This window comes from Pyrococcus yayanosii CH1 (assembly GCF_000215995.1).
Classification (GTDB): Archaea; Methanobacteriota_B; Thermococci; order Thermococcales; family Thermococcaceae; genus Pyrococcus; species Pyrococcus yayanosii.
The window spans coordinates 682,865-702,713 of record NC_015680.1 but is presented as its reverse complement, the minus strand read 5'-3'; the positions used below and the strand labels follow the sequence as shown (position 1 = coordinate 702,713).

Here is a 19,849-nt window from a genome sequence, read left to right as displayed (position 1 = left end):
ATCAAGCTCCCACCCCCATTTCACGAAGTATTTTGATAAGAATTGCCGCTCCTTTAACCTGCCTCTTAAGCACAAGGGCACTTATTCTTCTTGCGGAATCCTTGGAAATTCCCTTTTTCTCGAGTTTTCTTGTGATGGCATTAAACCACAGATTCTCCAGCTTGTCAGTGTCTTGGATTATGCTGTCAGGGGTATCTGATGGTTCTTCCTTTTCTGGATCATCAACTATTACTTCCTCGATAGCAGAGCTTATCGTTTTTGCATCGGCATTTTCAATTTTCAACGAGCTTAAATCTTCTCTGCTCAACTTGATCCTAACGTTCCTTGCAATCCACAGGATTTCAGCAAGTTTTTTCCTGATGATTTCCTCCGAAAGGTTTGAATGTCTCATTAGCTCATAGCGGAGAAGCTGAATGATGGCATCGGGTTCATTGGGCCATTTATCAACACCGTTGAGAATCTCATAAAGGAAGCGAGTGCTTATCTTTTCCTTCATGTTTTCTCTTTCATTAGTAAATGACCTCAATAGGTCATAAACTACATCATTACCGAAAATCCTCCAGTTCACGATTACCACATAGTAGTTTCCGCTGTGTGTGAGGTAGCCTATTGCCAAGGCATTTCTTCCGCTCTCCTTTGCCAAGTGCTCAAGCTCATTGACCTTCCTAATAGCACTGTAAAGAGGCTCCTTGTAATAAATTGCCAAGATTCCGGCACTCATGCTTCTCGTGCTTCCCTGGAGGTAATCAAATCCTTCCCAGTCTTTTCTGAATTCTTTTTGAAGCTCGTATGCAAGCGGAATGGCTTGGTCAGTTGGTACGAGGGCAAAAACATCATCTCCTCCTGCATAAATAAGCTCAGCATGATGTTCCTTAGATAGCTTGGGAACTTTCTCAACGGCAAACTTTGAGAGTGAGCGGGTTATGGCTATGTGGGCGGTTGGAGTTATTGGTCTGTGAACATCCGGAGCGTCTCCGGTGAGTGAGTATTCCTTTAGCGGTTTTACAGCTTTAGTCCCGCTGATAACCTTGCCCATATTATCGCCATCCATCTTTAGGAGTGCATAATATTTCGGAGGTTCACCAATTGACTCTTCAAGATTCCGGATTGCCTCTAGGATATTTGTTCTTACCTCGTCATCTATGCCCCTCTCCATCAGCTCATTGGAGTTCAGCCCGTAAATCTTTGCTAGGGAATCCAAGGTTCTCAAGTTTTCTTTGTAGAGAACTTCGATGTTTGGCGAAAGTTTCTTGAATAGAGGGAGAACTGCGGTTCTAAGCTTCATAAGGGTTTCTAGGAAGGAATCTGCAGACGTCCCTTCAGGTTTTAAAACGGCTCCGCCGTATTCGGAACGGGTGGGTTCAAGAAGATCTATGAAGATATCATACCATGTGATGGGACGTTTTAAAGAGCCGTCACTTACATAAAGCTTGCTTTCCCTCCACAGCTTAACGGCTTTCCTCGTAAGTTTTTTCATAGCAACCTCACTCACGGATTCAAAGCTCTTGACGTTCAAAATTTTATCTTCAAAGTATTCTTTGGCTTTTCTCCCCAACTGCTCGTCGCAAGCGCTTTTTACATCTTCTGCCTTCCACAAGGCATAAAATCTTGGATAGAAGCGCTTTGCCAGACAAAGCGGACAAAGGCGTTCCCCGGATTTAATATCATAGATGCCTCTTGAATTCAGATTTTTTCTCAAATCTTCCCATTTCATCCTAAGTTCGGAATACTCGAGAACATCTCCGCCTATTGCAACGTGTTCTCCGCAGAGGATGCACTTGAACCCTTCCGGTTGCTTTACTTTTTCAAATTCTCTTGAGCGGAAGTCGGTCAGCTGGTCGAGTATCGTGAATAGCTCAGAGTAATAGGTGCTCATGGAGGCTTTTTGCCCTAATGTCGTTAGATAATCCTTAAGGAGCTTTCCAAAGACTGGTTTTACTTCCTCAAACGGAATCAGTTCAATTGTAATTGTGAAGTATTTCTCTACTGTCTTTTCGTAGATATTTTTCTTTTCGAAGTTGATCTCATAGAAATCCCATGCTGCATTAAAAATACCTTTGAGCTCCCGGATTATTCTACTCTCAATTCTTCCCTTAAGCTCTTCAAGACTTTCTCCTTCCCAGACCGGGATAATGGCAAGCACCTTATTGGGTATGTTGGCTATCTCCAGCTCATCCTTGTCCTCCAACAGCCCAATTTCAAACTCAAAGAATGGCTGACCACGGAGATGAGGAAATATTACAGCCTGAGGACCGTATTCATGCCATATTTCGCTGATTGCCTGATACGTCAAGTAGCCCAGCATGTGGCTTCCAGCCCAGAGATCTCTTTCCGTTCTTGCGTTGCCTATGAATCCCTGAACTGGGGATATTTTAAAGCGGAGAAGATACAGCTTTGCTCCCGTCTTTTCAGCAGCTTTTATGGTTGCATAGATGTCGAGCCTGCTCAGCCAGTCGTGGTCTGGCATAAGGGGATCAGCGGGGAAGTGAACAAGCTCTTGGGCAAGGGTGTCGGAATCAATGCTGGCATCGAGTTTTCCTTCCTTCTTTAGGTTCTCAATCCTACCTCTGTAAAATTCCTGGAGTTTCTCAGGAAGTTCATTCCAGAACCTGGCAAACTCCTCAATGCTTTGAGCTGAAAGACTAAAGTCACTCACTATTTTCTTGATTATGTCCGTTTTTCCTTCGGCAAGGATGTGGGTGGTTTCAGTCAACTCCTTCTCTTTCGAGCTTATGGGGTGTTTGAGCACTACCTTCGTTGGCTCACCCTCAAGGGGAAAGCTTGAGAGAGCTTTCCATTCATCCGGCACTTGTCCGGAGAGTATCTCTGAGGGGTTGATTTCAAGATATGCCTCAAGAAGAGCATTAAGGTACTCGGACCTCATTGGAACACCTCCAGTGAGCCGTAAGCGGGTTTCTCCTGAAATTTCTCATCAAACTCTTTCAAGAGGCTCCAGTCCACAACACTGTTTATAATTTCTTGAGTGTTCCTTTCCTCCCGCCTGGTGACCATGTAGAATGGCTCCGTTCGGAACTTCACTATCACTAATGCATATCCGGTTTCGATTGGCTTAACGCTGACCATCATGGGAGATGCCCTCCTCGACTTCTTGGCGGCCCACCTAATCCTTCCAAGGTTGCCTTTGACGATCGGAAGACCGAAGACAATCCTGTGAATCTTGTTCCCGGGCTTTCTTCTGAAGCCCGAGTAAACCCTTTGAAACTGCCTTAGGGCATTTTTCGGATCATCAAACTCAATCAGGGCAACATAACTTGTTTTTTCATTGAGAACAGGATAGCTGAGAGGACTAAGTATTACCTCCTGTTCCTTTCCGAAAGCTGAGCCTATGAGAGTTATGGCTCGTTTTATTCCATTTCTGAGAGCTTTTGGCGAGTCAATGATGGTTGGAAGTCCGATATTCTCGAACTCCTTCACCCTGCCCTTGAACCAGAGACTTCCCGCACCTCTCCTTGAGCGAAAGCCAAAACCCCCGAGGACAACTGCCGCCCATAGGGAAGCTAGGGAGGCCACATAAGAGGAACGATCTCGTGAGGAGATGGAGACCCTAAAGACTGAACCGGGCGGGTAGAACAGGGAATTCCGTATGCTCTTAGCTGTCATTTTTATGGAGAAAAAAAGATACGGAAGGTCGCTCACCCACGACTCCCTGTCAAAGACCTTGGGGGGCTTGAAAAAGATATTTTTGGGCTTCGAGAGGGATTCCACAACTACCCCAACTCTGCTCCTCCTTGCCCCTCCACTACCTGCAGAGCCGAAGATTCTCCCTTCAGCCTCCCTAAGCCCGGCAATGTCGTTTCCAAAGTAGTTTCCAGCCAGAGCCCTGAACCACCACCTCATCACACCTTTGATTGATGGTGCCCTGAATTCGGCTTTGCTTTGATAAGCTCCCCTCATGAAAACAGGCGTTATTGCTTCAAGCTCAAATGTTGCCTCATACATACCAACACCTCACAAAACGTTTTCGACATTATTCAATCTCCTCATGAGCTCAGCGAGTTTAGAGTCGCTTTTAATTAGTTCTCCAGGAAAATCAAGGAATTACTCTCCAATTCACCATCCTGAGTCATGACGATAAGATACTTCATCGCGGATCCCTAGTATTGTCTATGCAAAGTTGTTGATAAAAATATTTCGCATGCTCATATACTAAAAGAAGCCTTTTATAAGGAAACCCTACATTCAACTATGAGTTTCTGAAATGTTATTTTGCGGTGTGGGTCATGCCATTATCCTTCAAAAAAGCACCTCTTTGCAAAAGAAAACTTTAAGTCCCGGAAGGATATTACAATACATGGTGGTGTGTAGTGAAGTTGTTGAGCTTTATCGGATCTAGCGAATACAAAGAAACTATATATTTCTATGAGGATAAAACTGTGAGGACAGAATACATTCAAGAAGCATTGACAAAAATATTTCAGCCCTCCGAGGTCATAATCTTCGCGACAAAAGAAGCTTACAAAAAGCATGGGGAAAAGCTAAGAGAGAGAATAGAAAACGTTCAATTCGTTGAGATAGAAACGCCAAAAACTCAAGAAGACATCTGGAGCCTGTTTGAGAAAATCGTTGACAGCGTTGATTACAATGATGAAATAATTCTCGACATAACTCACGCCTTCAGACACATACCCTTCATGTCATTCCCCATCATACTTTACCTCCAAGAGGTCAAAAACGTCAAGATTGTGGGAATCTACTATGGAGCCTTTGAGGCAAAGACTGAAAAAGGTGCACCAATCTTTGACCTCAGTGGAATCCTCGACTTAGCTGATTGGCTCTATGGAGTGAGAGATCTGAAAAAGTATGGCAGAGGGGAGGGCATTTACAATTCAATCAAAAACATGAACGCAAGGTTTTACAAAACCAACGCTCCAAAGAAACCAAAAACTTTGTCGGGCTATGCTGATCTAATCCTTATCCTACTCAAGAACCTCCAGCTAAATCAAATTCCAGAATTCATGGAACTATCAGCAAAAGCCAAGAAAGGTTATGAAGAGTTCAAAGCTGAGGCAATTGAATTCCTTCCACCGATAAGGTACACGCTTAACGAGATTGAACGCCTAACTGAATTCGGGTGCAAGGAATTTGGCAAGGAAAGTTTAGAAAAGCAACTCGGAATAATTGAATACCTACTTGAAAAAGGCATGACGGCAAATGCCCTAGAACTTATGAGGGAATGGATTATCAACGCTGTGATTTTCTTAGCTGGTGAAAAGAAGTGGCTGAGCAAAGATGTTAGAATTAAAGCAGAAAAAACAATAGGCTGGTTCTCAGCGAAGATTAGAGGGAACACGAATGGAATTGAAAAAACGGAATGGGTAGAGAAGCTTGAAAAGAATGAAAAAATAGCTAAACTTGCCAAGGTTTGGCTCAAAGTTTACGAAATCAGGAATGCGATAGCCCACGCTGGGATGAAGGAGAAAAAAGACCGACCCAAAGTGAATGTTATTGAGAAAAGATCTCATGAAATACTCAAATTACTAAAGGAGGCTTTGCCATGAGAGTATGGATTACCACTGTTGGTACATCTCCCTTTGCCGTATTCAACTCTCTCTGGATGGCAATCGCCAGAGACTCCTACTACCCAGACAAGATTTACCTCCTCTGGAACGACAAAGTGAAAAGAAACATGGAAAAAATTAAGAGTTACATTGAAGCGCTTGCAAAGGCTTATGGAAGAACAATAGCGATTGACGACACTCACAAGGTTGACGAAGAAGATTTTAGAACATTCACAAAGACACTGGCAGAAATAATAAAGAGAGAAAAGCTCGAGGGCAACGAAATCGCAATAGACATGACGCCAGGAAGAAAGTTCATGAGCGCATTTTCAATGTACGCAGGAATCGAAGGCGTTGAAGGCGGAAAGTTTAAAGCTGATAAGATTTACTACCTCCACCTGAGAGACTTAAGCTACATAAACCTCCCCCTCTACCTAATCCCCTTCTCTATCCAAGAGCTATTGGAAATGAAGAGCGAGCTGAGCGGAAAAGAAAGAACAAAAGAACCCTTAAGGCTTGAAGGAGAAAAAGAGGAGATAAAGATAACGAGAGAAGAACTTATGGCTGTAATCAACCAGGAGTTTCTACTCGGCAGAGAACTACTCAAGATTAAAGTTTCTGGAAAAGATATTGCCACAATCTCGCTCAGAGAAAATGAAAATCTCGCAAAAGTTTCAGTAGTTAAAAACTTAAGCCTGCCAAGCTACGTTGGCGACTATGGATTATTCAGCAGTGTCCTGAACGCTTCTGGAATCAGAGAGCTCAAGGCAACACTTGACGGTGAGAAGTGGATGAATGAAGAAGAACTATACCGCTGGCTTTTGAACAAAATCAAGGAAAAGGAAACTAGGTACATAACATTTGACACAAATTCCCTAATTTTCGGTATTCCACGAAGGTTTCTCGAGTTCCTCGACAGGCAGAAAGACAAAGCGTACTCCCTTAACCTTGCCATTTCAAGAATCGTTGAAACCGAATTAACCAAAGAAAAAGCGAAAATTCTAAGGGATGGCAGATTTTTCGACGAGTACGTTCTTGATAGCGATTACTGGAACCAGCCATCACCCAAGGACAGGCTCTTCAAACTCGGACAACTACAACTCAAGCTCCTCAACGAAAGGAACGCCATTCTCATCGAACCAACAAGAGAAGGTACAGGCGATGATGTTATCCTTGAGAGCTTTGTAGAATTTTTAAGGAAAAACGAAGGCGAATTGATAGTCTTCACTTCAGACAAGAACTTCTTTGCAAACCTGAAACACCTCAGAAATATTGAGCCCATCTATGTGGGATTTGGAGAAATAAAGGAATATGTAACGTGGGAGAACGTCAGAGACTTTATATTCGCCTCAGCCATTGTTTTTGGAAAAGTAAACGTTTCCGGAATTGGAGAAGTTAAGGCAGTGTGGAGAGGCAAGAATCCCTGGGAGTGGGACAAGGTTAAAGTCTCACTTAAACCAGAGACAAAAAAAAGCCATTGAAATCCTCCGAACACTGAACTCCGCCTCACCGTAAATGACACAGCTTTCAAAGAAAAAGTAAAAACTTAACGTCCACTTTTAACTTATCTTCGTCTGTTTTCAAAAAATTACTTGTTCTCGACGTAGCTACATATTTTTTTCTTTTTCTTTTCCATTTTAGTATTGCTCTGATAGTTTGCGTTAGTTTTTTACGCAAAGTGTTGAAGTGGAACGCAGTATATTTTTTTATTTTCTTATTTTGCGCGCACTAGAAAAATTCAAGAAAAAAATCGTGAGGGAGGGTGAAATCTTAACACTCCCCGGTTAACGAATCCAAGTAGTAATTCCTAGGCTGGTTTGTTATGACATTAGTCAGCATGCGGGTCTTGAAAATTTTGCCGGCCCGCGTCCTAACTCTCGACACGATTTTCCACACCCGCCCTTCAAGGGTGAAGTGCATGGGTATCGTGCGTTCGTACGAATGCTTTTCTCCCACTTAGCACCGCGGGTAGAACTCGTAATTACCATGATCGATCAGACGGATAGCCAAAATAATAACCCAACCAAACCAACGAGTAACAAAAATAATAACAAAAACAATCAGAGGATTGCAATGATCACGGCCGCAATTAGGGTAAACTTTCAATTCTCTTAGAGTCTTATTGGAACAGGGACGAGCGGGGCAACTCAACGTGGAAGCCTTTCCCTTTCAATTCTCTTTGAGTCTTATTGGAACTTGAGTTGTTAACTGAATTCGTAGGCATTCCGGGGTCCTTTCAATTCTCTTTGAGTCTTATTGGAACCCTAGGAATGGACTCCAGGAGGATCTCGCTAACTACATCACTTTCAATTCTCTTTGAGTCTTATTGGAACCGGATTCCCCGCCGGCTCAGGCCCCGAACCCCCGAAACTTTCAATTCTCTTTGAGTCTTATTGGAACGCAACTAAAAGAGCTTTACCAGCAGTTAGAACAAGTGACTTTCAATTCTCTTTGAGTCTTATTGGAACGGAGGTAGAGATAATAGACATCTACGAAGACGACGCTTTCAATTCTCTTTGAGTCTTATTGGAACGGGGACTCCCCCGGGCCCGGAACACTCCTCTGGGGCTCCCTTTCAATTCTCTTTGAGTCTTATTGGAACTTGCGCTGACGTATCGAGTGTACCTACAGTATCCATACTTTCAATTCTCTTTGAGTCTTATTGGAACCAGTCCGTAAAGGCCTAGCTTCTCCAAGCTTTTTTGCCCTTTCAATTCTCTTTGAGTCTTATTGGAACAGGCTCTGTTTCGGCTCGCAGATGAACTGCTAAAAAGGCTTTCAATTCTCTTTGAGTCTTATTGGAACATGGGAAGAGGTCAAGAAACTGTCAACTTTCTTTACAGCTTTCAATTCTCTTTGAGTCTTATTGGAACTTCGCTACAAGCCAGTAAATCCAATTCCCTTGAATGCTTTCAATTCTCTTTGAGTCTTATTGGAACAGAGACCAGCGCTGGCAGTTGTTACTTTGGGAGAGAGTCTTTCAATTCTCTTTGAGTCTTATTGGAACTGCTCAAGGCCGGCTTCGAGGATCCAGAGATTATCAACTTTCAATTCTCTTTGAGTCTTATTGGAACGCAGTGGGGCGGTTGAGATGAGGACGAGGGAGGGCGGCTTTCAATTCTCTTTGAGTCTTATTGGAACCTGATGCTATGAAGAAACCTAGCCTTCTCGCCTCCCCCTTTCAATTCTCTTTGAGTCTTATTGGAACGGCGTGGAGCCCAAAGAAGCAGGCCCTCCTCGCCTGGTTCCGCTTTCAATTCTCTTTGAGTCTTATTGGAACAGCCTCCCCCTTCTCGAGACCGTCGATGATCTCGTCAACTTTCAATTCTCTTTGAGTCTTATTGGAACCCACTTGATCCTACCGCCGACGCCCCACATTCCAGCACTTTCAATTCTCTTTGAGTCTTATTGGAACCCGAAGAACAGGGCGGGCGAGGTTGTTGCCGTCATCCTTTCAATTCTCTTTGAGTCTTATTGGAACGAAGAAGGCTTGGGGGTGGTGGAAGTGAAGGCAGAGCTTTCAATTCTCTTTGAGTCTTATTGGAACACGATCCAGGAACTCCAAAAGTACTCCAGAAAATCCCTTTCAATTCTCTTTGAGTCTTATTGGAACAGGTTACTAGTGATCCAGAAGAATTCAGAGAGATCCAGCTTTCAATTCTCTTTGAGTCTTATTGGAACCCCCGCGGGGGCGGATTTCCCGCCGGCTCGCGCCCCGCTTTCAATTCTCTTTGAGTCTTATTGGAACATAGGTGTAATGACATAGATAATAATGAAGAAAACGACTTTCAATTCTCTTTGAGTCTTATTGGAACATGACGACGAAGACGTCGTACTCGTGATTATTAGAACTTTCAATTCTCTTTGAGTCTTATTGGAACCTTAGCCGGCCCTCCTGGCGCGGTCGTGGGTGCAGTTGTTTGCTTTCAATTCTCTTTGAGTCTTATTGGAACAGGCCGGCGGGGCGGATCCCGCCCGCATCAGGCCCCGCTTTCAATTCTCTTTGAGTCTTATTGGAACTTTCTTAACTATGTCATACCTATCGCCGACTAAGTTCTTTCAATTCTCTTTGAGTCTTATTGGAACAGGTGGGTTTTTTGCTTGTTTTCTTCTATGCTTTTCTTGGGAGTCTTGGATTTTATAAATCTTTTGGCGAGGGGGTCTTAACGAGGCCTTGAGAGGGCTTGAAATGCAGTCTTGAGGAGTCAAAACTTTTGGTAAAAAGCTTCTAAAAAACCCCATAATTTCAATGATCGAAAGTGATCATAAGGCTTCCAACGGTTTCTCAACCAATTAAATCAAAAATCAAGACTTTTTATGTTAGAGATTTGGAAAAAATACGATTCTAGTAGGGTTTGGGGTGAAAGGAGTGCCCTCCTTGCCCCACTCCAAATTCCGAAAAAAATTTCGTTACAAAACACGCGAGAAAACACAACAAAATGCCATATACTAACAAAAAATTACTAAAGACTTCCAATGGGATTTCAGAGCTCTGGCGGTCAAAAACTCCACTACAAGCCAGTAAAATGAAAAAAGAAAGTATGAAGACTGGAATCGAAAATTTTTCTGCCAAAGCCTAAAAGCTTAAAAGCCCGCCTTCCTCCTTCCAAGCGATGCCGGTGAATGGGCCTGGAGATGTTCTTAGGGAGCTGCTGAGGGAAAAGGGCATCGAGGCTGTTGGTAGCTTATCAAAGAAATGGCCTAGCAAAGGTCAGGTTGATATCTTCCAGGAACTTGCTTTGATGATTCTGGAGGGGGAAGGTGCTATAGTCGAGTTGCCCGAGGAGACTGGCATTGCGTGGAGCCTTGGTGGAAAGAGAGTAGCTGGTTCTAGGTTCGCTTTCGTTAGGCCGTGCATGTTTAACCACTATCCCCTCGTCGTATCGAGGGAAAATCTCCTCGCGAGGCTTCCGGAGTATCCCTTCATAATCATTGATCTCATGCTTTGGGACATCCACATCCCGAAGGAGAAGGGAAAGGTTGCCCTCCAGGTGAGGGAGACCTACTCGGTTGTGAGGCGCTACCTCTGGAACAGGATGCTTGCGGTAACGTGGTTGAACGGAGAGTTCGAAAGGCTCGCAAGCTTTCCTCTTAACAGGGTGAAGGCTTATTCCGGTCCGACGGCCGACTTCCTAAGGGAGAAGGGAATAGATGAGGTAGTCCTCCTGGACCCTAACGCCGAGAAAGACTTGAGTCCAGATGATCTTTCGGCGAGAGCCTTCATAATAGGTGGCATAGTTGACATGAAGGGGGACAAGAAGGGTACGACAGCTAGAATCGGCGAGGCCATCGAGGAGGCTGGGATAAGGGTCAGGCGAAGGAGAATAAGCCTTAGGGGAGATGTCGTGGGTGTTCCGGACAGGATAAACCACATAGCCGAGATACTCCTGAGAATGCTCGTCCTCGGTGAGGATATGGAGAGGGCCATTCTTGCCGTTCAGTCGCCCCTGCACGCCCGCTGGAGGCTCAGGAAGGAGATACCAAAGAGGAAGATTCGCTTCCTCGTTGATGGAAAGCTCTACCTAGTCGTGGAGAGGGAGCTCTATGACGAGCTCTCTCAGTGGCTGAACATCAGGTGGGAGGACTTCGTCAAGGTTTTAAGGGAGACGGGGATCGTGGCCTTGGAGAGAAGGCGCATTCACCATCTCAAGAAGATATCGCTCTTCAAGCCAGACGGCAAGGGCGGAAAGTGGGTTTTACTTTTAAAGAGGGCCGCCCTCCTCTGCTACAACTGCTGAGGGATTTCCATGAAGGTAGATGAGCTTCCTGTGGACGAGAAGATTAAGGCCGTGCTGAAGGGGAGGGGTATAGAAGAGCTGTATCCCCCGCAGGCAGAGGCCCTCAGATCAGAAGTTCTCGATGGAAAGAACCTCCTCCTCGCCATACCGACGGCCAGTGGCAAGACCCTCGTCGCCGAGATAGTCATGGTGGAGAGGATACTCAGAGGGGCCGGAAAGGCCGTTTACATAGTGCCGCTGAAGGCTCTGGCCGAGGAGAAGTACAGAGAGTTCAAGGTCTGGGAAGCCCTTGGCCTGAGGGTGGCCGTTACGACGGGAGACTATGATAGGAAAGAGGAGTGGCTTGGAAGGTATGACATAATCGTGGCGACGGCCGAGAAGTTCGACTCCCTTCTCAGACACGGGCCGGGATGGTTGAGGGAAGTTGGACTCCTCGTCGCCGATGAGATACACCTCATAGGCTCACCCGATAGGGGAACCACGCTCGAGATGATACTCACTCACATGCTTGGAAAGGCTCAGATAATAGGCCTCTCCGCGACCGTTGGCAATCCTGAAGAGCTGGCCGAGTGGCTAGGTGCGAGGCTCGTGGTGAGCGATTGGAGGCCTGTGAGACTCAGGAAGGGTGTGTTCTACGATGGAATCGTGAGGTGGGAGGACGGGGGCGTCGAGAAGTATCCTACGGGATGGGAGTCCCTTACCGTGGACGCCGTCAAGAAGGGGAAGGGAGCCCTAGTCTTCGTGAACACGCGGAGAAGTGCCGAAAGGGTTGCGGTGGAGCTATCGAAGAAGATGAAACGGCTGTTAACGAAGCCCGAGCTTAGGGAGCTGGAGAAGCTTGCGGGGGAGCTGGAGGATAACCCCACAAACAAAAGGCTGAGAGAGGCTCTGCGCGGGGGAGTCGCGTTCCACCACGCGGGCCTTGGTCGCGAGGAAAGGCTCCTTGTGGAAGACGCCTTCAGGGCTGGCCGGATAAAGGTCGTCGTCGCGACACCAACGCTTTCTGCTGGAGTAAATATGCCTGCTTTCCGCGTGGTAATCAGGGATACGAAGCGCTACTCTGACTTCGGCTGGACGGACATTCCCGTTCTCGAAATCCAGCAGATGATGGGTAGGGCTGGCAGGCCGAAGTATGATGAGAGGGGCGAAGCTATAATAGTGGCGAAGGATGAGGATCCCGAGGCTCTTATGAAAAGGTACATCTTCGGGAAGCCTGAGAAGCTCTTTTCGATGCTCTCGAACGAGTCCACCTTCAGGGGCCAGGTGTTAGCTCTCATAGTGAGCTTCAACGTGAGGAGCTTCCGCTCTCTCATGGAGTTCCTTGAGAGAACCTTCTACTACCATCAGCGGAGAAGCTTAGAGGCCTTGGAGGAGAGGGCGAAGGGTGTCGTCTACTTCCTTCTCGAGAACGAGTTCATAGAGATGAATCTGGAGGGGGGTTTCACGCCTCTGCCCCTTGGCATTAGAACCGCACAGCTCTACGTTGATCCCCTGACGGCCAAACTCTTCAAGGATCATCTGGAGGACATAGAGAAGGGGCCGAACCCCCTTGGTGTCTTTCACCTGCTGGCATTAACCCCTGATATGCCTCCCCTGCCTGTAAGGAGGAAGGAGTTCTCCGACTGGGTAGATTACGCCTATGAAATGGAGGAGTACCTATACGTGGAAATCCCCTGGGACGGGTATGAAATGGAGAAGTTCCTAAGGGCCCTTAAGACGGCAAAGCTCCTCCTCGACTGGATAAACGAGGTGCCCGAGGCCAAGATTATGGAGAATTACGGCATAGAGCCGGGCGACCTCCACAGGCTCGTCGAGCTCGCCGATTGGCTGGTTTATTCGATGGCGGAAGTTGCCAGGGTGCTCGGGATGGAGAATAGCGCCAAATACCTCAGGGACCTCCAGCTGAGGGTTAGACATGGCGTTAGGGAGGAGCTCCTGCCTCTTGTCAAGCTACCCATGATTGGCAGGAAGAGAGCGAGGGCCCTCTACAATGCAGGCTTCAAGACACTGGAAGACATAGCAAAGGCAAGACCAGAAGATATCAAGAAAGTTGAGGGCATAGGACCCAAAGTTCTGGAGGCGCTGTACTCCGGGCTGGGCGTTAAAGTCAGAATAAGGAAGGGGACGCTCGACGACTTTCTTAAATAATTTTGTAATTGCATAATTATGTAATTCACCCGGAAGGCACCTTTCCCTACGTCTCGATGATGTCCAAGGTTTGTGGAATTTTTTCGAAAAAAATTATTTCACGGCTAACAAAGGCTTTTATGTTTAGGCCCACAAATTCTCAGGGGTGGTCCAATGAAGAGGGTAGTGATAGCACTTGGCGGCAATGCCCTTCAGCAGCGTGGTCAAAAGGGGAGCCACGAGGAGATGATGGCCAATGTTATGAAGACGGCGAAGCAGATTGCGGATATAATCGAAAAGGGTTATGATGTTGTGATAACCCACGGAAACGGGCCGCAGGTTGGAGCCCTGCTCCTCCACATGGACGCGGGCCAGCAGCTCCACGGCATCCCTGCCCAGCCTATGGACGTGGCAGGTGCAATGACGCAGGGGTGGATAGGATACCTCATCCAGCAGGCCCTCGGCAACGAGCTCAGGGGGAGGGGCATTGAAAAACCCATCGCGACGATAGTGACCCAGACGCTTGTGGATAGGAACGACCCTGCCTTCAAGAACCCCACGAAGCCAGTGGGGCCGTTCTACGATGAAGCCACGGCGAAAAGACTTGCCCAAGAAAAGGGCTGGGTTGTGAAGGAGGACGCGGGCAGGGGATGGAGAAGAGTAGTTCCCAGCCCTGACCCGAAGAGGATAGTGGAAGCCCCTATAATTAGGGATCTCGTTGAGAAGGGCTTCATAGTCATAGCGAGTGGCGGAGGTGGAGTTCCGGTCATAGAGGAGGACGGAAAGCTTAGGGGAGTTGAGGCCGTGATAGACAAGGATTTGGCTGGAGAGAGGCTGGCCGAGGAAGTGGGTGCGGACATATTCATGATACTGACCGACGTGAACGGTGCCGCCCTCTATTACGGCACCGAGAGGGAAAGGTGGCTCGGAAAGGTAACCGTCGAAGAGCTCAGGCGCTACTACGAGGAAGGCCACTTCAAGGCGGGTAGCATGGGACCAAAGGTTTTGGCCGCCATAAGATTCGTCGAATGGGGTGGCGAGAGAGCAGTAATAGCCCATCTCGAGAAGGCCGTCGAGGCCCTTGAGGGGAAGACGGGAACGCAGGTCGTGAGGGGGTAGCCCCTTTTCTGAATTTTTTGCTCACGGCTTCTTGCCAAAGTTTTTGTCGTAGAAGTACTTGCCCATGGCCTCACCGTATGACTGCCATAACTTTCTTCTGAAGGCGGCCGTGACTAAGATGAAGACCATGAGGCCAAGGGCGAGTTCGGGGCTGTCCCTGATGAAATGCCAGAGCACATAGATGGGAAATCCTACCACAACCACTATAAGGGCTACGAAGAGGAGGGCCAGCAGTTTATAGCCATACCGCTCCATGAAGAGCGCGAAATCCATCGGATCACCGGGTAGAAATTACAAAGGGAGGACATAAATGTTTTTCGATTACCCGATGATACGCTTGTAATAGTACCAGAGACCCCTTATGACGTCCCTCAGCTCTATCATTGTGTAGAGCTCCGTCCTGTCTATCACCTTTGCGGTCTCCTTCCAGTCGTGGGCCTGCAGGACACGGTGGATGAGGAGGATTATCTGCCTCTCGTCGAGATATGGCCTCATCCAGCCGTCGAGGAAGTAGAGCTTCACTATGGGCTTCACGGCATCGACAACGGTGTCGTAGGTAAGGATCTTGTTCACGAAGAGCTCAAGGCGCCTCTTCTGAACCTTCGTCAAGTGTATTGGGTAATCAACGGCCTCACCGAAAGGTGTCTCGAAGAGCCACCTCGCAATCTCAGGCTCCAAATCCCTATGAGTATCGCCTAGCCACTCCGTGAGCCTTATGCGGAACTCGTCGTTGGCCTTCTTTACTATTTCCCTGGCCCTCTCGCTGATGGGCTTGATGACTATCGCGGTGTATTCGCCGCTCACTGGGTTCCTGCTTGGGCTGAGATGGACGGTAGCAAAGCCGTTCCTAACCCAGAACCTTATGAGCTCTTCACTGGCCCCGAAGCCGGAGCCCACCCAGTCGAGACCCTTCCTTTTGGCTTCTTCGATGAGAAGTTCGAGGGCCTTGCTCCCAAGGCCAAGGTCCATGGCGTCCGGATGGGTGGCTATCCTCACAACTCTATACCCTTTGAGCTTTGCGAACTCCTTGGCATAGTGGTGCTTAACCATCATATCCGGGATTATGTTGCCGGGCGGCTTGTATCCCTTGGCCATCCTCTCTATGACGCCCTTAGGAATTCCTCCTTCCTTCGCTATCTGTATTGCCGTGACTATCTTGCCGTTTCTAAGCCGAAGAACCCTCGCTTCGTGGTGGGGGGCATCCGCCAAAAGGGCCACATCGCTTGGCCTGTTGCGATAATGGGCGAGGACGTAGATGCCGACGAAGTGTCTCAAGTCTTCCCTGTCGTTCTCGAACCAGTCGTCAAGGTCAGGCTCCTCAAGGTAGACCTCCTTCCTCCTTATGAGCTCGTAGTCCTCTTCCGTAAGCTCCACCGGCTCGGCATCAAGCAGTAAGACATCGAGGAGCCACCTCTCTATTGGGTCGCCCTCAGCGTATCTAATCGGCACGGAAAGGTGGACCTCCCTGAACTGCCGCTTCTCCTTAGCTTTCTTCAGGAACTTGACAGAGAAGCCCCGTCCCGCTCCCTCATAACCGTGTATCGTGGAGGAGTAAACCACCCTGTCCTTTTCAAGGTAGCGATATAGTATCGGGACATGTATTCCAGCGGCCTCATCCACCACGTAAATGTCAGCCTTCTGCCTGTATCCTTTCGTGGGCGGATAATAGCGGAGGGCTATTCTTTTAGCGTATAGTTCTTTTATAAGGCCTTCCTCCCTGACGGTCTTCACCTTATAGCCAAGCCTCTCAAGGCTTTTCTTGGCAAAGCGGAAGAGGCTCTGGACGTTCTCGAGCTCTGGAGATGTTATAACTGCTCTGAACTTCTTCTTCCCACTCGAGACCGCCAGCCCTATTATGCCGATGCCGACGGAGACGCTTTTGCCACGGCCTCTGTCAGCGGTGAGGACTATCATGCCCTCATCTTCCACAAGAGCCTCAAAGGCCCTGAGAACCTCCACCTGGCCCCTCGTGAGGCAGAGCTCATAAAGCTCCCTCGGAAAGATTATCTCTTTAGGAATCTCAATCTTTTCCCTTTCCGGGAGTTTTGCTTGGCTCCTGTGCTTCCCAGGCCTGCGCTCGATTCTCTTTCTGTCGGCATTGATGATGTATATCCCCCTGTGCTCCCTGAACTTCCTTATCAGCCTTCTGTTAAAGCGCTTCTTGACGTCATCAATCGTGTAGGGAGGGGTTACCAAGCTCTTGTGAAAGCCCGTCCACATGTCCTTCCACTTCTCAAAGGGTGGCGTCAGGACAAAAATTAATCCGCCCCCGCGAACCGTCTCAATTATCCTTCCAAGGTCGTTGGGTGAGAAATCATAGCTTAAATCGAGAATGAGAACGTCGAAGGTCCTGCCGAGAATTTCCCTGCTGTGCTTGAATGTTACGGCGGTTAATTTGGCAAGATCTCCGGCAAGCACGTCAAAGTGCTTCCTGAACTCCTCGTACCTCTTGCGTCCATAGGTGTCCTCCCCGAGCGCGTCAGTTGCATAGAGAACTTCTATTTTATCCTCGCTCTTATCTCTAAGCTTCCTTTCCATGAGCTCAGGAATAAGCCCCGAAAGAACCCTAACGGCACCGGCTGAGAGGATACCAGCGAGTTTAGCCTTTTCAAGTGTGTCCCCTTGGAGGAGGACCATCCTGCGGTGAAAGTTCGAAATTGCCTCAGCAAGGGCTGTCTCGGTGAGCCTAATAAAGGACTCCTTAACCTTCTCCCCCCTTGCGTACTCTCGCAGGTCCTTGGGAAATCTCACTTTGACCGTCATTTCCACACCCCACGAGAATTTGGGGATTGACTTATAAAGGCATGCCATCCACACCCTCGAGCCCTAGAATTATGGGGGAGGGCCATGGCAAAAACTAAAACTTGAGGACCCTAGCCAAGACGACCAGCGGGTCCCAGACTGGAGCAAAGGGCGGGGCATAAGCGAGGTCCGTGAAGAAGACGTCCTTCGTTGTGAAGCCCGCCATTAACATAGCCGCGGCTGTATCTATCCTTGGGAGTACCTCTGCGCCAACTGCCTGTACACCGAGCAGCTTGTTAGTCTCGTTGTCAACCACTCCCTTCAGCCATATTTCTTTGGAACCGGGGTAGTAGTGAGGTTTCGTCTTGGCCTTTATAAAGGCCGTCCTGACGTCGAAGCCCTCATTTACAGCCTCGGACTCCGTTAGGCCGGTCTTCCCTATCTCGAGGTCGAGAAACTTGGTCACGCTTGTGCCGAGGACACCCGGGAAGTGCATCTCCTTTCCGGCGATGTTGCTTCCGGCAACGTAGCCCATTTTATTGCCGGCCGGCGCGAGCGGGTTCCAGACACGCCTGCCCGTGATTATGTGCCTCGTCTCCGCAACGTCCCCGGCGGCGTAGACGTTCTCGACGCTCGTCTGCATCTTATCGTTGGTCCATATCGCCCCAGTCTCCCCTATCTTCACGCCCAACTCCCTCGCCAGCTCGACGTTGGGCTTTATGCCAGTCGCAATGACCACGAGATCGGCCGGGTATTCGTCCGCGTCGGTGACGACCTTTTCTACCTTTCCCTGGCCTTCAATCCTCAGCGTCATCTCTTCCAAGCGGAGGTTGAGACTTTCTTTTAGCTTCTCCTCAACGATGTCCGTTACCTCCTTGTCGAAGGTCTTTCTTAGAATCCTCTCACTCCTCCCGATGAGCGTTACACTTTTACCTTGAGCAACGAAGGCTTCCGCCATCTCTATCGCTATGTAGCCCGTTCCAATGACGACGACGTTCCTAACGTTGTTCTTCTCCATGTACTCCCTTATCGCAAGGGCATCGGGTGGAAGATCCGCTGTGAAGACGCCGGGCAAGTCGATACCCTCAATCGGTGGAACCTGCGGGGAGGCACCGTTGGCGAATACAAGATAGTCCCACTCGTAAGTGTGCTCGCCATCACTTTCCCTAACGCGAACGTGGCCCGTATCAACCTCCATGACTTCAGCCTTCATGTGAAGGTCAATTCCACGCTTCTTTATGAAGACCTCCGGTGGATAGTGCATTAGCTTCTCCATTGGCGAGATGCCCTCGACGACGTAGGGAATGCCGCAGGGGGCGTGGCTCACCCATTCGGTCGCCTCGAAAACCTTGACGTCCCATTCAGGCTTTAGTCTCTTGATGCGCGAAGCCGCGCTCATTCCAGCCGCTCCTCCACCGATGACAACGACCGTTTTCTTCCCCATGGGGCGCCACCAATAAGGGTTCAAAACCTTTGGTTAAAAAGTTTGGTGGGCAGAAGAAGGAAGTTCAGAGCTTGAGCGGAAGCTTCACCCAGTCAAGAACGCTTCCTCTGGCCTTTTTTATCTCGACGTGCTCGACTAAATCTCTAAATTGGCCCCCTGCAAGGCCATCCCCGATTATCGCGCTTCCCTGGGCGGCCTCCTTTGCTTTGCCCTCCAGGCCACGTAGCTTGACGACGGGAAGACCGAAGACGTCCTCAAAGGTGTCCTGCACATCCTTTCTGAGCTCGTCGATGCGCATCAGCCTGCCGGAGAGGATTATCTCCTTCGCCTTACCAACAACTGCCAGCTCGCTGGCAACGGCCTTGATGAAGCCATCCTTCATGGCCTCCCATGCCCTCGCGAAGGGCTCTTCATCAAGCCTCCTAGCGAACTCCTCCGGTGGAAGTATCTTCTCGGCCGCTATTATCGAGGCTCCTCCCCAGAAGAGATGCCACTTCTTGAGCTTTCCGATTAGGTAAGCAATTTCCCCATCAAGGGCGCCGCTGTTCACATAAGCCGGTCCGGGGAAAATCGTTCCACCAATACCATCGACGATTTTTCCACCCTTCACAGCTCCCGCATAATTGTAGCCGAAGCCGACCTCAAGGAGGACGAACGAGACCTCCGGATATTCGATGCCGAGTCTCTTGGCCTGATCGTAGATTCCAAGAACTGTTATGGCCATTTTATCGGCGGTTCCCATATCGATCTTGTTATACTTCCTCCATTCGGGGACGGTCGGGAGATGAATGACGCCAGGTATGAACCACACGTTCATACCCTTCTCGGCCATCCCATCGACGATCTTCTGTAGGCCGATGAGGACGGGTATCTCCTTCATCTCCTCCTCTCTCACGAGGGTCATTTCGAAACGGTCTCTCTCGGTCAGCTCGCTTATGTGCTTGAGCGGGAGGCCGTAACCGCTCGGCCCGACGATCAATTCAGCATTAAACCTCTCAATGTCCCTAACTATTCTCTCAGGCTCCTCCGCGACGACCTCGCTCGGGTAGCTGAGGTCAAGTTTTACCTTCCCATCTTCGAGACCTATGACGTCGAAGCTCCTGGTCCCGGGATCTACACCTATGACCCTCACCACAATCACCAGCGGGTAGTGAAAAGGG

Annotated in this window: 11 protein-coding genes and 1 CRISPR repeat array; of the genes, 5 read left to right on the top strand and 6 right to left on the bottom strand. The window is 48.6% G+C overall.

The features are described from left to right. Position 1: 1 nt before the first annotated feature. Together cas10 and cmr1 are read right to left on the bottom strand one after the other, a co-directional pair. Entirely contained in the window at positions 2 to 2,884 is a 2,883-nt protein-coding gene (cas10, locus tag PYCH_RS03900) for a type III-B CRISPR-associated protein Cas10/Cmr2 (protein WP_013905542.1), read from the bottom strand. Continuing rightward, entirely contained in the window at positions 2,881 to 3,960 is a 1,080-nt protein-coding gene (gene cmr1, locus PYCH_RS03895) for a type III-B CRISPR module RAMP protein Cmr1 (protein ID WP_013905541.1), read from the bottom strand. Before cmr1 ends, cas10 begins: the two co-directional genes overlap by 4 nt. A 365-nt stretch (positions 3,961 to 4,325) precedes the next feature. On the opposite strand from cmr1, the gene csx2 reads away from it, so the two are divergent. The 5 genes from csx2 (at position 4,326) to arcC (ending at position 14,503) form a co-directional block, all read left to right on the top strand. After that, a complete protein-coding gene (gene csx2 / locus PYCH_RS09470) occupies positions 4,326 to 5,519 on the top strand; it encodes a TIGR02221 family CRISPR-associated protein (protein ID WP_013905540.1) in 1,194 nt (397 codons plus the stop codon). Further along, entirely contained in the window at positions 5,516 to 7,000 is a 1,485-nt protein-coding gene (locus tag PYCH_RS03885) for a hypothetical protein (RefSeq protein ID WP_013905539.1), read from the top strand. Before csx2 ends, PYCH_RS03885 begins: the two co-directional genes overlap by 4 nt. Before the next feature lie 618 nt (positions 7,001 to 7,618). Continuing rightward, a CRISPR array of direct repeats spans positions 7,619 to 9,605; the repeat unit is 30 nt; unit sequence CTTTCAATTCTCTTTGAGTCTTATTGGAAC. A 527-nt stretch (positions 9,606 to 10,132) separates the two neighbouring features. Then, on the top strand, positions 10,133 to 11,257 hold the full coding sequence (trm10, locus tag PYCH_RS03880; protein WP_048058193.1) for a tRNA (guanine(9)-/adenine(9)-N1)-methyltransferase: 1,125 nt from the start codon (positions 10,133 to 10,135) through the stop codon (positions 11,255 to 11,257). A 9-nt stretch (positions 11,258 to 11,266) separates the two neighbouring features. After that, positions 11,267 to 13,405 (top strand): ATP-dependent DNA helicase, encoded by a 2,139-nt coding sequence (locus PYCH_RS03875; protein ID WP_013905535.1) that lies wholly within the window; start codon positions 11,267 to 11,269, stop codon positions 13,403 to 13,405. A 153-nt stretch (positions 13,406 to 13,558) separates the two neighbouring features. Next, positions 13,559 to 14,503 (top strand): carbamate kinase, encoded by a 945-nt coding sequence (arcC, locus tag PYCH_RS03870; RefSeq protein ID WP_013905534.1) that lies wholly within the window; start codon positions 13,559 to 13,561, stop codon positions 14,501 to 14,503. A 21-nt stretch (positions 14,504 to 14,524) separates the two neighbouring features. Here the strand turns inward: arcC and PYCH_RS03865 are convergent, their stop codons facing one another. The 4 genes from PYCH_RS03865 to PYCH_RS03850 form a co-directional block, all read right to left on the bottom strand. Further along, positions 14,525 to 14,776: a hypothetical protein gene (locus PYCH_RS03865; RefSeq protein ID WP_013905533.1), complete on the bottom strand. Its 252-nt coding sequence runs from the start codon at positions 14,774 to 14,776 to the stop codon at positions 14,525 to 14,527. A 48-nt stretch (positions 14,777 to 14,824) separates the two neighbouring features. Next, entirely contained in the window at positions 14,825 to 17,266 is a 2,442-nt protein-coding gene (locus PYCH_RS03860; protein ID WP_013905532.1) for a tRNA(Met) cytidine acetyltransferase TmcA, read from the bottom strand. Positions 17,267 to 17,360: 94 nt separating this feature from the next. Then, positions 17,361 to 18,689 carry a CoA-disulfide reductase gene (gene cdr, locus PYCH_RS03855; RefSeq protein ID WP_013905531.1) on the bottom strand — a complete coding sequence of 443 codons (1,329 nt, stop codon included), beginning with the start codon at positions 18,687 to 18,689 and terminating at the stop codon, positions 17,361 to 17,363. Between the two features lie 64 nt (positions 18,690 to 18,753). Continuing rightward, positions 18,754 to 19,821 (bottom strand): DUF1464 family protein, encoded by a 1,068-nt coding sequence (locus tag PYCH_RS03850; protein WP_013905530.1) that lies wholly within the window; start codon positions 19,819 to 19,821, stop codon positions 18,754 to 18,756. Positions 19,822 to 19,849: the final 28 nt, after the last annotated feature.

Excerpts from the sequence above, each read along its gene's own strand:
- cas10 (WP_013905542.1), bottom strand. The coding sequence starts at position 2,884 with ATGAGGTCCGAGTACCTTAATGCTCTTCTTGAGGCATATCTTGAAATC.
- cmr1 (WP_013905541.1), bottom strand. The coding sequence starts at position 3,960 with ATGTATGAGGCAACATTTGAGCTTGAAGCAATAACGCCTGTTTTCATG.
- PYCH_RS03885 (WP_013905539.1), top strand. The coding sequence starts at position 5,516 with ATGAGAGTATGGATTACCACTGTTGGTACATCTCCCTTTGCCGTATTC.
- trm10 (WP_048058193.1), top strand. The coding sequence starts at position 10,133 with ATGCCGGTGAATGGGCCTGGAGATGTTCTTAGGGAGCTGCTGAGGGAA.
- PYCH_RS03875 (WP_013905535.1), top strand. The coding sequence starts at position 11,267 with ATGAAGGTAGATGAGCTTCCTGTGGACGAGAAGATTAAGGCCGTGCTG.
- arcC (WP_013905534.1), top strand. The coding sequence starts at position 13,559 with ATGAAGAGGGTAGTGATAGCACTTGGCGGCAATGCCCTTCAGCAGCGT.
- PYCH_RS03865 (WP_013905533.1), bottom strand. The coding sequence starts at position 14,776 with ATGGATTTCGCGCTCTTCATGGAGCGGTATGGCTATAAACTGCTGGCC.
- PYCH_RS03860 (WP_013905532.1), bottom strand. The coding sequence starts at position 17,266 with ATGACGGTCAAAGTGAGATTTCCCAAGGACCTGCGAGAGTACGCAAGG.
- cdr (WP_013905531.1), bottom strand. The coding sequence starts at position 18,689 with ATGGGGAAGAAAACGGTCGTTGTCATCGGTGGAGGAGCGGCTGGAATG.